The organism is Rhodococcus sp. USK10 (assembly GCF_019378875.1).
Lineage (GTDB): Bacteria > Actinomycetota > Actinomycetes > Mycobacteriales > Mycobacteriaceae > Rhodococcus_F > Rhodococcus_F pseudokoreensis.
Genome location: NZ_CP076048.1, coordinates 2,610,848 through 2,623,922 on the forward strand (window position 1 = coordinate 2,610,848; position 13,075 = coordinate 2,623,922).

Annotated in this window: 10 protein-coding genes; all 10 read right to left on the minus strand. The window is 68.6% G+C overall.

Going from position 1 to position 13,075, the window contains the following annotated elements; all coding sequences use genetic code 11:
• The 10 genes from I1A62_RS19055 to I1A62_RS19100 all read right to left on the minus strand — a co-directional run bounded on the left by I1A62_RS19055 (position 1) and on the right by I1A62_RS19100 (position 13,053).
• Complete coding sequence (locus tag I1A62_RS19055; RefSeq protein ID WP_219459423.1) at positions 1 to 1,605, minus strand: GMC family oxidoreductase; 1,605 nt, start codon at positions 1,603 to 1,605, stop codon at positions 1 to 3.
• Positions 1,602 to 3,113 (minus strand): aldehyde dehydrogenase family protein, encoded by a 1,512-nt coding sequence (locus I1A62_RS19060; protein WP_219459424.1) that lies wholly within the window; start codon positions 3,111 to 3,113, stop codon positions 1,602 to 1,604. The genes I1A62_RS19055 and I1A62_RS19060 overlap by 4 nt, the downstream gene beginning before the upstream one ends.
• 16 nt (positions 3,114 to 3,129) lie before the next feature.
• Positions 3,130 to 4,248 (minus strand): Zn-dependent alcohol dehydrogenase, encoded by a 1,119-nt coding sequence (locus I1A62_RS19065; RefSeq protein WP_219459425.1) that lies wholly within the window; start codon positions 4,246 to 4,248, stop codon positions 3,130 to 3,132.
• Positions 4,249 to 4,282: 34 nt separating this feature from the next.
• Complete coding sequence (locus I1A62_RS19070) at positions 4,283 to 5,308, minus strand: ABC transporter permease (protein WP_219459426.1); 1,026 nt, start codon at positions 5,306 to 5,308, stop codon at positions 4,283 to 4,285.
• Positions 5,305 to 6,822: a sugar ABC transporter ATP-binding protein gene (locus I1A62_RS19075; RefSeq protein WP_219459427.1), complete on the minus strand. Its 1,518-nt coding sequence runs from the start codon at positions 6,820 to 6,822 to the stop codon at positions 5,305 to 5,307. The genes I1A62_RS19070 and I1A62_RS19075 overlap by 4 nt, the downstream gene beginning before the upstream one ends.
• Positions 6,819 to 7,850, minus strand: coding sequence for an ABC transporter permease (locus tag I1A62_RS19080; RefSeq protein WP_219459428.1), 1,032 nt, complete (start codon positions 7,848 to 7,850; stop codon positions 6,819 to 6,821). The genes I1A62_RS19075 and I1A62_RS19080 overlap by 4 nt, the downstream gene beginning before the upstream one ends.
• A gap of 45 nt (positions 7,851 to 7,895) precedes the next feature.
• Positions 7,896 to 9,005: a sugar ABC transporter substrate-binding protein gene (locus tag I1A62_RS19085; RefSeq protein ID WP_374710796.1), complete on the minus strand. Its 1,110-nt coding sequence runs from the start codon at positions 9,003 to 9,005 to the stop codon at positions 7,896 to 7,898.
• Positions 9,002 to 10,189, minus strand: coding sequence for an acyl-CoA dehydrogenase family protein (locus tag I1A62_RS19090; protein ID WP_219459429.1), 1,188 nt, complete (start codon positions 10,187 to 10,189; stop codon positions 9,002 to 9,004). Before I1A62_RS19090 ends, I1A62_RS19085 begins: the two co-directional genes overlap by 4 nt.
• A 12-nt stretch (positions 10,190 to 10,201) precedes the next feature.
• Positions 10,202 to 11,764, minus strand: coding sequence for a CoA-transferase (locus tag I1A62_RS19095; RefSeq protein WP_219459430.1), 1,563 nt, complete (start codon positions 11,762 to 11,764; stop codon positions 10,202 to 10,204).
• 275 nt (positions 11,765 to 12,039) lie between these two features.
• Positions 12,040 to 13,053, minus strand: coding sequence for a LacI family DNA-binding transcriptional regulator (locus I1A62_RS19100; protein ID WP_087555227.1), 1,014 nt, complete (start codon positions 13,051 to 13,053; stop codon positions 12,040 to 12,042).
• Between the last annotated feature and the right edge of the window lie 22 nt (positions 13,054 to 13,075).

A 13,075-nucleotide genomic window follows, 5' to 3' on the forward strand; every position in this document is an offset into this window, starting at 1 on the left:
TCATCCTTCCCCACGAATCAGATCGACGGCCTTCTCGGCGATCATCACCGTGGGAGCCTGCGTGTTGGAGCTGACGATCCGCGGCATGACGGACGAGTCGACCACCCGCAGACCCTCGATGCCCCTCACCTTCAGTTCCGGTGAGACCACGGCGTCGTCGCCGACACCCATCGCGCACGTGCCGACCGGGTGGTACGACGTACGACCGTACGCGCGAACGAACTTCACGTAGTCGTCCTTGGTGTTCACCGACAGGCCACCTGCCAGGTGCTCCGCCTTGATGTGGCGGGCCATCGACGACTGCGCCATGATCTCCCGGCTCTGCCGCAGCCCCTCGATGCTCGACTCGAGGTCGAAGTCGGTGGCGAGGAAGTTCGGGTCGATCAGCGGCTGGGCGGTGGGATCGTTCGACCTGATCTTCACCGAACCGCGGCTCTCCGGCCGCAGCGCGTACGAGTTCAGGGTGCAGCCGTATCCCGGACGGACCGCCGCGACACCGGCCTCGACGCCGGCGGCGGGGAGGAAGTGGAACTGCAGGTCCGGGATCGATTCCTGCGCGTGCCCGAAGCTGAATCCACCGGCCTCGACGACGGTCGACGCCAGCGGACCCCGCCGGAAGGCGGCGTACTCGAGCCCCGCCTTGGCCGTGGCCGGACGGATCAGGTTCAGGCGGTCCAGGCTCTGGTATTCGCGGAGTTCGTAGATGACGTCGAGGTCGCAGTGATCGTGCAGGTTCCGGCCGACACCCGGAAGGGCATGCGTCACCGCGACGTTCGCGTCCCGGAGGTCGTCCGGGTGCCCGATCCCGGACAGCTGCAGGATCTTGGGTGATCCGAACGCGCCGGCGGCGACGAGCACCTCGCGCGACGCGCGGAACGTCTCCACGCCGTGCGGGGTGAGCACCTCGATCCCGGTGGCGCGTCCGCCGTCGAGCAGAACCCGCGACACGGTGACGTTCTCCCGGACCGTCAGGTTGGGCCGCTTCCTGGCGGGTGCGAGGTACGCGACCGCGGCGCTGCACCGGCGGGCGTTCTTCGTGGTCGTCTGGTAGAGGCCGACACCGTGCTGGTGATCGCCGTTGAAGTCGCCGTTGAACGGCAACCCGAATTCCTGCCCCGCCTGGACGAACGACTTCGACAGCGGATGGGGGTTCACGGGATCGGAGACCCCGAGCGGGCCGTCGGTCCCGTGGTACGGCGCCGACAGCCGTTCGTTGTCCTCGGACCGCAGGAAGTACTTCTGGATCTCGTCGAACGACCATCCGGCGCAACCGTATTTGAGCGCCCACTCGTCGTAGTCCTCGTGCGCGCCGCGGGTGAACACCTGGGCGTTGATCGAGCCGCCGCCGCCGATGACCTTGCCCTGGGCGAGCGGGATGACGCGCCCGTTGCAGTGCTCCTGCGGGACGCTCGAGAATCCCCAGTCGTATTTGCTCGAGGTGAGCTTTGCGAACCCCGCGGGAACATGGATGAACGGATGCCGGTCGTTGCCGCCGGCCTCGAGCAGGAGAACCCGGACCGTCGCGTCCTCGGTCAGCCGTCCGGCCAGCACACACCCCGCGGTGCCGCCGCCTGCGATGACGTAGTCGTACGTGTCGGCACTCATCGGTTGCCTCCGGTCCAGTTCGGGAACACGCGCGTGCGCGGTCCGGTGCGGATCTGAATGGTCTTGACGTCGGTGAACTCGTCGAATCCGGCCTGCCCCATCTCGCGGCCGAACCCGCTCTGCTTCATGCCGCCGGCAGGTAGTTGCGGGGCGCCGTCGATGGTCGTGTTCACCCACACGCGGCCGCTGCGCATATCCTTCGCCACCCGCAGCGCCTTGTCGATGTTCTTGGTCCAGATCGATCCGGCGAGACCGTATTCCGTGGCGTTGGCGAGCCGGATGGCGTCGTCGACGTCGCTGAACCGGGTGACGGTGAGGACGGGACCGAAGATCTCCTCCTGGAAGGCGGCGGACTCTTCCGCCACGCCGTCGAGGATGGTGGGGGCGACGAAATGCCCGCTCCCCCAGCTCTCTCCGTCGAGCCGGGTGCCGCCGGTGAGGACGGTCGCGCCGTCCCGCCGCGCCGCGTCGATGTGCCCGAGTACCTTCTCGAGATGACCGGCGTCGATCATCGGGCCCAGCTCACTCGCCTCGTCGAGCGGCCCGCCGACCGTGATGCGGGCCGCGGCCTCGACGAGTCGCGCGACGAACGCGTCCGCGATCGAGTCCTGGACCAGGAGCCGGGCCCCCGACACGCAGCACTCACCCTGGTTGAAGAACACACCGAACAGGACGCCGTCGAGTGCGTCGTCCAGGTCGGCGTCGTCGAACACGACGCTGGCCGCCTTGCCGCCCAGTTCCATCGACAGCCGCTTGACGCTGCCCGCGGACGCCTCCACGATGCGCTTGCCCGTCTCGGTGCTCCCGGTGAACGACAGGATGTCGACGAACGGGCTCTCCGCGAGGGGTGCGCCGACCACCGAACCGGCACCGGTGACCACGTTCACCACGCCGTCGGGGACGCCGGCCTCGGTGAGCAACCGGGCCAGTTCGAGTGCGGTGCCGGACGTGAACTCCGCGGGCTTGATCACCGCGGTGCAGCCGGCGCCGAGCGCGAACGGCAGCTTCTGCGCGAGCAGGAGCAGCGGGAAGTTCCAGGGAATGATCATGCCGACCACACCGGCAGGCTCGCGGACCACCATCGCGGTGCAGTTTTCGCCCAGCGCCGTGTGTGCCTCACCGTGCATCGTCATGGCCAGGGCCGCCGCGTATTCGAACAACTCGATGCTCGCCGCGACGTCACCGCGGGCGAGGGTGATCGGTTTCCCGGTCTCCTCGGCGTCGATGCGGGCGAGGTGTTCCTCGTGTTCGCGCATCAGCTCAGCGCAGCGCAGGAGCGCGCGGCCGCGGTCCATCGCGGTCCAGTGCGGCCATTCACCCTCGTCGAACGCCGTGCGGGCGATGGCGACGGCGTCGAGCGCGTCGGCGCGCGTGCCCGCTGTGTACGTCGCGAGTACGCGGCCGTCGGCCGGGCTGATCCGCTCGAACGTGGTGTCCGACGGGGGCACCGCCCGGCCACCGATGAAGTGCCCGTAGGTGCGGAGGTGTGTTGCTTCGACTGTCGACATCTGGAGCCGTTCCTTGTCAGTGTTCGTGGATGAGGACGCCGCGCAGGTTGAGCCCTGCGTGCAGGTCCGCGTAGGCGTCGTTGACCTGGTCCAGGGCGTACCGCCTGGTGATCAGTTCGTCGAGCTTCAATCGTCCCGACTTGTAGTAGTCGAGGAGCGCCGGGATGTCCCGGGTGGGGTTGCAGTTGCCGAACAGGACCCCGCGCAGGTGCTTCGCGTAGACCACCAGTTCGAGCGGGCTGATCGGGATCCCAGGTGTGTTCTGGCCGATCGACACGACCGCGACGGTTCCCTCCTTGCGGACGGCGCCGAACGCGTCGGCGATCAATTGCCCGTCCACCACCCCGACGGTGACGACGGCGCTGTCGGCGCCCTGACCGTTGGTCACCGAGCGGACGAACGGCATCGCCTCGTCGATCGACGCGTACGCGTGGGTGGCGCCGAGTTCGAGGGCGCGTTCGCGTTTGAACGCGACCGGGTCGACGGCGACGACGTGTGCGGCACCGGCGTGGTGGGCGCCCTGCACGGCGTTGATCCCCACACCGCCGGCACCGACGATCAGGGCGGTGTCCCTCGGGCGGACGCCCGCGCCGTTCACGGCGGAGCCCCAGCCGGTCGCGACCCCGCACGACACCAGGCAGGCCACGTCGAAGGGGATGTCCTCGTCGATCTTCACGGCCTGCGCCTGGGACGTGACGAGGTAGTTCGCGAACGTGCCGAGCCGTTGCATCGCGCCGATCGGCCGCCCCGACTGCGTGGTGAACCGCGCCGTTCCGTCGAGCATGAAACCAGCCTCCATACCGGCCCCCGTATCGCAGATATATTGCATCCCCTGCGCGCACCAGGCGCAAGTTCCGCAGGCGGGGAGGTAGGCGGTGGCGACGTGATCGCCGACGGCGAGCCGAGTGACCCCGGGACCGACCGCGTCGATCACCCCGGCACCCTCGTGACCGCCGACCAGCGGCAGCGTGTTGGGGATGTCGCCGGTGACGAGGTGATCGTCGGAGTGGCACAGCCCGGACGCCATCACCTTGATCCGGACCTCCCCGGGACCGGGCTCGGCGAGGACGAGATCGTCGACCTCCCACTTGCCGCCCACTTCGTGAATCACCGCACCGCGTGCCGTCGTACTCATCGTTCTCCTTCGAATCTCACACTGACACAGAGTCTTATTTGATGATCGAGAGCCGGCTGCGGTCGAGCGTCACGGCGACCGCGACGATGACGACCACGCCGTACACGATCTGCTGGAAGCTGGGGTCGATGCCGGCCACCGAACCCCCCACCCGGAGGACGGTGACCAACAGGGCGCCGACGAGCACCCGCCACGCGCCGCCGATTCCACCGGTGATGGCGCAACCGCCGACCAGTACCGCGGCGATCGCGGGGAGCAGCAGCGAATCAGCGAGTTGCGGTGCGGCGCTCTGCTGCTGGGCCGACAGCACGATACCCGCGGCTCCCGCGAAGAAGCCGGACAGGGCGAAGGCTCCGACCCGGACGGCCCGGGTCCGGACGCCGCTCATCATCGCCGCGATCTCCCCCAGCCCGACGAGGTGGAAGACGTTGCCCCGCGGCGAGAACCGCATCGCGCAGAACACCGCGGTCACCGCGGCCACGCCCGCCCACACCGCCATGGGCAGTCCGAGCACCGTCCACGAACTGAGCCAGAAGATCGCGTCGTAGCCTTCGCTGATGTAGATGGTGGTCGACCCCGAGGCGACGAGAGCGACCGCACCCCAGAATCCCAGCGCGCCGAGCGAGACGACGAACGACGGGACCTGCCCGAACACGATCAGCAGACCGGTCAGCGCACCGATCAGGGTGAGCGCCACCAGGGTGACGACGACGGCGAGCGGGCCGAGCGAACCGATCGCCGTCGCCAGGATCACCGTGGCGAGCGAGGCGAGCGCCGCCACCGACAGGTCGATGCCGCCGGTGAGGATGACGAACATCTGGCCCAGCCCGAGCAGCAGGATCGGGACCGCCTGCGCCGAGACCACCGCGAGAGCGTTCATCGACAGGAAGTTCGGTTCGGCGAGCGCGACGAGAAGCACGAGCGCGACCAGCACGACCGACGGTCCCGCCAGGCGCAAACGGTCCCGCGTCGTCCGGGACACCGCGGCCGCGGCACCCCCGGGTGCGCGCGTCTCGGCGGAAGTCCACTCGGTGGAAGTTCTTGTTGCCACGGCGATCACATCATCTTCTCGAGGAGTTGGAGTTTGCTGGGCGGGTTTCCGGACGGCGAGTCGAACTCGGCGGTGATCTCGCCGTCGCGCATCACGATCACGCGGTGGCCGAGGCCGATCGCCTCGTCCAGGGTGTCGGCGAGCACCAGGATCGCGACTCCCCGCTCGGACAGGTCGCGGAACAGGGCATACAGGTCTTCCTTCGCGCCGATGTCGAGCCCGCGGGTGGGGTGGTCGAGCACCAGCACCTTCAGGCCGTCGCCCAGGATCCACTTGGCGACCACGGCCTTCTGCTGGTTGCCGCCCGACAGTCGCGCGATGTCGGCGTCGGGGTCGGCGGGCCGGATGCCGAGTTTGTCGATCCAGGTGCGCGCGGTCTCCTGCACTCGGGCGCCGGAGGAGATCCGGCCGCCGCCCGCCTTGACCGGATGCACCGTCGCGATGTTCTGCGCGACGGTCGCCCCGGCGATCATGCCCTCGACGCGACGCTCGGCGGGAACGTACGCGATCCCGGACTGCACGGCGTCCGCGGGTGATCCCGGCGCCGAACGCCGCCCGTCGATCTCGACGGTTCCGGAATCGACGGGGACGGCGCCGAACACGGCGCGGGCCACCTCCTCGCGGCCGGAGTCGACCACCCCCACCACCGACACGATCTCGCCGGCGTGGACGTCGAGCGAGACGTCCGTCGCCTTGCCGCCACACATGAGGCCGCGGACCGACAGCGTCGGTGTGCCGGTCCGGGGGACGGCGCGCTTGCGTTCCGACGAGTAGATCTCCTCGGCCGCCCCCTTTCCGATCATCAGCTGGTACAGCTCGGATTCTGTTGCCGCCGCGGCGATCCGCTCACCGACGACCTTGCCGTCGCGCAGCACGTACACGCGGTCGGAGAAGCGGAGGACCTCGTCGAGGCGGTGGGAGACGAAGATGACGGAACCGCGTTCCTTGAGGGCGGTGACCCGGCGGTGGAGCACCTCGACGTCCTCGGGTTCGAGCACCGATGTCGGCTCGTCGAGGATGAGGAGCGGCGGGTGTTCGGACTGCCGGGACGCGACGGCGCGCGCCACCTCCACCATCTGGCGCTGCGCGAAACCGAGCGTTTCGGTGAGCGCACCGGGGTCGACCGTCGACTCGACCACGGACAGCATGTCCTGGGCGCGGGCGCGGATCCGGCGCCGGCGGAGGAATCCGGCACGGGCGGTGTCGGCCTCGTGCCCGAGGATCAGGTTCTGGCCGACGGTGAGGTTCGGCAGCAGCGACTGCTCCTGATGCACGACCCCGATTCCGTGGCCTGCGGCGTCGGCCGGGCTCGAGAAGCTCACGTCGCGTCCGCCGAGGACCATCCGGCCACCGTCCTGGCGGTGCACTCCCGCGAGGATCTTGAGCAGTGTCGACTTGCCGGCGCCGTTCTCGCCGATCAGTCCCACCACCTCGTTGGGAGCGATGGACAGGCTCACGTCGTCGAGGACGGTGTTGGGTCCGAATTTCTTCGTGACGTTGCGGAGTTCCAGGAGAGATGTCATTTCACGACCCTCAATCGACTGCGGGCGGGCCACCCGGTGGCGATCACCGCGACCACGATGATGAGTCCCTGCGCGCCCTGCTGGATGTACGGGCTGGCGCCCGAGAGGAGAAGCCCGTTGCCGAGAACCACGAGGAGCAGCACACCCACCAGGGAGTGCAAGGGCCCACCGCGACCACCGGACAGCAGGGTGCCGCCGACGACCACCGCGGACAGGGTGAGGAACAGACTTCCCGACCCGACGCTCACGTCGCCGACACCGAGCCGGATGGTGGCCAGCACTCCCCCGAGCCCGGACAGCAGTCCGGCCACGGCGAACAGGATGACCTTGGTGCGCCCGACCGGGACACCCGCCAGGCGGCTGGTCGACTCGTCGCCGCCGATCGCGTAGGTGTGCATGCCCAGCCGGGTTCCCTTGCACAGCACCACCGTCACGGCCACGGCGGCGAGCGCGAACAGCACGACGACGGGAAGTCCGAGCCAGTGGCCGCCCGCCCAGGCGGTGAGCGACGGGTCGGCGAGTTGGGGGGTGGCGGTGCCGAAGAGCACGGTGGCGACACCGAGCCCGACGAACCAGGTTCCCAGGGTGACGAGGAAGGACGGCACCCGCGCGACGACGTGCAGCACCCCGTTGGCCACCCCGAACAGCAGACCGACGCCCAGCGCGATCACGACCGCGAGGAGTCCGAGGTCGTTGCCGTTGACGCTGTTCGCGGCGAGCAGGACGAACGTCAGCCCGCTGGCCGCCATCACGCCCTCGATCGACAGGTCCACGCCGCCCACCAGGACCACCAGCGTGGCGCCCATCGCGAGAACCACGGGAATGGCGGCCTGCTCCACGATCGCCATCGCGTTGCTCGCCGTCGCGAATCCGGGAGCCAGTGCGGCGAAGACGGCGCACAGTCCGAGCAGGGCGGTGAGCGGGCCTGCGGTGGACAGTAACCGTCGCACGCGGGGTCTGGTGGTGCGCGCGGGCGCGCGAGTTTCGGCGGGAGTCGTCACCTCCCCCGTCATTTCGGTCGTCGACATCGTCACTCCTTCGGAAGATTGTGTGGTTCGTGAATGGTGAGGGGGTTACCGGGCCACCGGGCCGGTGATGCGCGAGAAGGGATCCTGCACGGACCGCACGATCTCCTCGTCACTCGGCACGGTGCGGAACCGGTCGACGTTGCTCGCGGTGATCAGCGACTGGTCGACGTAGAATTCGCGGTTCTCGCGGGGCAGCGACGCGACGTCGATCTCCCCGGTCATGGCCTGGTAGCAGATGGCGAGGCCCATCGCGCCGTTGAAATAGGGGTCGGTCGTATACGTGGAGAGCAGTTCGCCGTCGGCGATGGCGCCCAGGCCTTCCGGGGTGGCGTCCGCTGCGCTGGCGATCTTGATCTCCCCCGCCCGGCCCGCTTCACGCACCGCCTGCAGGGCGCCCAGGGCCATGGAATCGGTTGCGGCCCAAATGCCGTTCACCTGGTCGCCGTATTTGTTGAGCAGGGTCTGCGTGGTGGTGTACGCCTTGTTGCGGTCGAAGTCGGCGGGCTGGTCGTCGAGCAGGGTGACGCCGGACTGTCCGTCCATGGCCTGCTGGAACCCCTGGAACCGGGTCTGGCTGATCTCGTTGGCGAGCAACCCCTGCAGCGCGATCACACCGCCCGTGCCGCCGAGCGAATCGACGAGCGCCTTCCCGGTGTCGGCTCCCTGCTGGACGCCGTCGTAGGCGACGTAGGACGCCCACCCGTTCCCGACGTCCCAGGGGTGCAGGTCCGAGGGCTTGCTCCACTGGGTGACCGCGCACCCGCCGCTGTTCTGCACGGCGCGCACGATCGCCGGGGTGTCGGCGCTCGTGTTCGGATTGATGTTGAGCAGGACGGTCTTTCCCGCGGCGAGCACCGACTGCAGCTGCGACAGCGCGTTCTGCGAGTCGCCGCCGTAGACGATCACCTTCAGTTCGATTCCCAGCGATTCGGCGTACGCGCGGCTGCCCTGCACCCACGCGGCCTCGTACGGGTTGGTCAGCGACCGGACCTCGGAGACCATCACCATGTCGCCGCGGTCGACGGCGGCGCCGTCCCGCTCGGTCCGTTCCGATCCCGTCGAGCAGGCGACGGCGGAACTCGCCATCACAGAGATCGCCGCGGCAACGCCGACGGCGCGGACTGCCGCCCTGACGGATCGGGTCGCCGGTGTCATCGTTCGTCCGAGCCGGTGCCCGCGGCACCCTTCAGCACGGCCCGGCTGATGATCAGCCGCTGCATTTCGCTGGTGCCTTCGTAGATCTTCGTGATGCGGGCGTCGCGGTAGAGGCGCTCCACCTCGTACCCGCGGATGAATCCGTTGCCGCCGAACACCTGCACGGCGGCGTCGGCGTGCCGCACGCATCCCTCGGAGGCATACAGCTTGGCCATCGAGCAGAGCGTCTCGGCGTCCGCCGCGCCGGTGTCGAGCGCCCGCGCCGCCTCGACCGACAATGCGGTGCCGGCCCGCAGTTCGGTGGCCACGGTGGCGAGGGAAAACGAGATGCCCTGGTTCGCGGAGATCGGCTTGCCGAACTGGCTGCGGTCGAGGGACTGCCGGGTGGCGGCGTCCAGTGCGGCGCGGCTGATGCCGAGGCTCAGCCCCGAGATCCCGAGACGGCCCTTGGCCAGCACCTTCATCATGTAACCGAACGCCTGGCCCTCCTCGCCGAGGAGCGCGTCGGACGACAGCCGGACGGAGTCGAACACCAGACCGCCGACCTGGGACGCGCGCTGACCCATCTTGTGTTCGTGGTAGGCGCGGCTGACCCCGGGCTGGTCGACGTCCACCAGGAACACCGAGATGCCACCGCGCTTCCCCAGTTCGGGATCGGTGACGGCGAGGACCACTGCGAAGTCGGCGACGGGGGCGTTGTGGATGTAGATCTTCTCGCCGCTGAGCACCCAGCCGTCGCCGCTGCGCACCGCCCGCGTGGTGATCGACCCGAGGTCGGATCCGGAACCCGGCTCGGTGAGCGCGTAGGCGCAGCGCTTCTCGGCGGAGAGCATCGGACGCAGGTACTGCTCCTGCTGCTCGGGGGTGCCGTAGTTGCCGAGCAGGCTGCCGAGGATCTCGACGAGGCCGCACTGGTCGGCCACCGACGCGTACCCGTAGGACAGCGACTCCATGACGAACAGGTAGTCGAGGGCGGTGCCGCCGAATCCGCCGAACTTCTCGGGCACGGTGATGCCGAAGAGCCCGATCTTGCCCATCTCGGCGTAGATCTCTTCGGGGAATCGCTCGGTCTCGTCCAGTTCGCCGGCGACCGGCCGGATCCGTTCGTCGACGAACTCCGCGACGAGCTTGCGTTCGTCGGTTCCGAGCACCGACGACGGAATGACACTGTTTCCGGTTGGCATGTAATTGTCTCCTCAGATGTGTACGGCGACGGGGGCGAACAGCCCCGCGTCCATCAGGCGTGGGTTCTTGATGATCGGACGGAATCCCATGTGCGGCAGAATGTCCCGATCGATGTCGATTCCGGGAGCGATCTCGGCGAGTTCGAGGCCGTCCCGGGTGAGCACGAAGACGGCGCGTTCGGTGACGTACACCGCCTCGCGTCCCTCACGGACGGCGAGAGCGCCGGAGTAGGTGACCTGGTCGACGCGGTCGACGAACTTCGGCACCGACCCTTCCCGCCGGATCACCAGTTCTCCCCCGACGATCTCGACGTCCAGTCCGCGAGCGGTGAACGTTCCGCAGAACACGGCGCGCGGCGAGTTCTGGGAGATGTCGATGAACCCGCCCGGTCCGACGATGCCGCCGCCGATCTTGCTGACATTGACGGCGCCGGTGACGTCGACCTCGGCCATGCCCAGGCAGCTGACGTCGAGCATTCCGCCCGCGAAGAGGTCGAATTGGGTGGTCGACGAGTGCACGACCTTCGGTCCGCGCGCGGCCCCGAACAGATCGCCGGAGACGGGGATGCCGTCGATCAGCCCCTGCTCGATGGCGAGTGTGACGTCGTCCAGGCGATCCTGTTCGGCGAGCGCGTCCACGACCAGGGCGGACACCCCGAAGCCGACGTTCAGGATGTCGCCGTCCCGGACCTCGGAGGCGGCCCGCCGGGCGATCAGCATGCGGATCGGGTCGTGGTTCGTGGCTCGGAAGCCGGCATTCGCCGCGTCGCCGGACAATTGCGGGTCGAATTCTCCCGCGTACGTCTGCCATTGGGCCGGCGCGTGGACGACGTCGTCCACGAGGACCGCCGGGATGTGCACGAGCCGCGGGTCGATCGGCCGGTCGAGCAGATTCTTCACCTGGACGATGACCCGGCCGCCGCAGGCCTTCGCCGCCTGGGCGACGGCCAGCGCGTCGAGCTGCGCGGCCTCCCCCGAGCACGTGACGTTGCCGGACGGGTCGATGGAATCGCCGCGGACGATGGCGACGTCGACGGGAAACGGCTTGTAGCGCAAGTACTCACGACCGTCGAGCGTGAGGAGTTCGACGAGGTCCTCGGTGGCGGACGGGGTGAACTTGCCGCCGCCGTGCCGCGGGTCGACGAACGTGTCGAGGCCGGTGGCGGTGACGAGGCCCGGCCGGCGCGCGCCGATCTCCCGCAGCAGTTGGCTGATCGCGCCGCCGGGCCAGGCATACGCCTCGATCTCGTCGTTGCGGACGAGTTCGATCATCGTCGGCGACCACGTCCAATGCCCGCCGATGACCCGCTTGACCATGCCCTTGTGTGCGAGGTGGTTGGTTCCGCGACGCACCCGGTCACCGATGCCGAGGGCGTGCACGATCGTGAGGTCCCTGGGCGATCCGGTCGCGAGAAAGCACTCTTCGAGCGCCTTCAGCACGGTGTCCGGTTCGAGGATTCCGCCGCCCGAACCGGTGAGGGCGATCGTCGATCCTGGCGCGATGCCGCTCACGGCCCGTGTCGCGGTGGTCGGTGTCCAGCGCCTCGCCGCGGCACCCGGTCCGGGATGTGTCATATCCGCTCCTGTAAATGCTTACATTTGGCCAATCGGTCCATGAACGCCATGTACCTCGGTTATTGACACACTATATTGTGAGCTGAGCAACATCAAGAAAGCGATTACAGAATTTTTCCGAGACCTGTCCGATGACCGGAAGGACACGATTCGCCGACGACTGACGCGTCGGCGTGCTTCACCGCACCGGCGCAGCACCGTGCGCCGGGGTGACATGGATGATCGACGGCTCTGTCGCCGACCCCGCCTCTATCGTCCGAGCGAATACGCCGGGCTCAGCTCGGGACGGGACCCGTCGACTCGCGAATGACGACGTCCGCGGAGATCAGCGGCGGAGACGTGGTGGTCTCGTTGTTCAGGGCGGCGCGCATCAGCGACCACGCCTGGTCGCCCAGGTCGATCTTCGGGCTCACCACCGTGGTCAGGCGCGGCGCCAGGTGCCGCGCCATGTCGATGTCGTCGAAGCCGGTGACCGAAATGTCTTCGGGGACACGGAGTCCACGCTCGCGCAGTTTCGAGATGACGCCGAGCGCGGTCAGGTCGTTGAAGCAGACGAGGGCGGTCGGCTCGTGGGTGAGCGCTTCCTCCACCACGTCGTAGCCACCCTCGATGGTCCCGTCCGACGGCACCGCCGTCGCCTCGATCCCGAGCACCTTCGCCATTTCGATGGCCCGCCACCGCTCGCGGTTCTGCCAGGCCAGGTCCGAGCCCTTGACGTAGACGATCCGGCGATGGCCGAGCTTCGCGAGGTGCCCGCACAGCTCCATCATCGGGGTGAAGTTGTCGACCGCGACCATGGGGAGATCGACCCCCAGTTCCACCCGGTTGACGAGCAGGACGGGGGTGGCCTGCCTGGCGAGTTCCTTCAGCCCGCTCGTCGGAATCCTCGACGAGAGCAGCACGAGGCCGTCGACCTGGCCGAGCAGGTCGAGCGCGGTGGCGAGTTCGTCGGCCGCGTCACCGGAGTAGTCGGCGACGAGCATGCGGTAGCCGTCGGCGGTGGCGCCGTGGTGCATCTGCTTCACGACGTCGAAGAAATACGCGTTGGCCAGGTCGGGCAGGATCACGCCCATGTTTCTCAGCGACCCGAGGACGAGTCCGCGGGCGGCGGTACTGGGCCGGTAGGACAGCTCTTCGGCGACCTTGTGGACCCGGGCCGCGAGGTCCGGGGTCACCGACGAGCTGCCGCTCATGACGCGGGAGACGGTGGCGATCGAGACGCCGGCGGCCTTCGCTACGGTGTTGATCGTGACGCGACGGCTCGCGGGCACTCGGGTCTGATCAGCCATCGCTGCCTCTGCATCTCTCGTC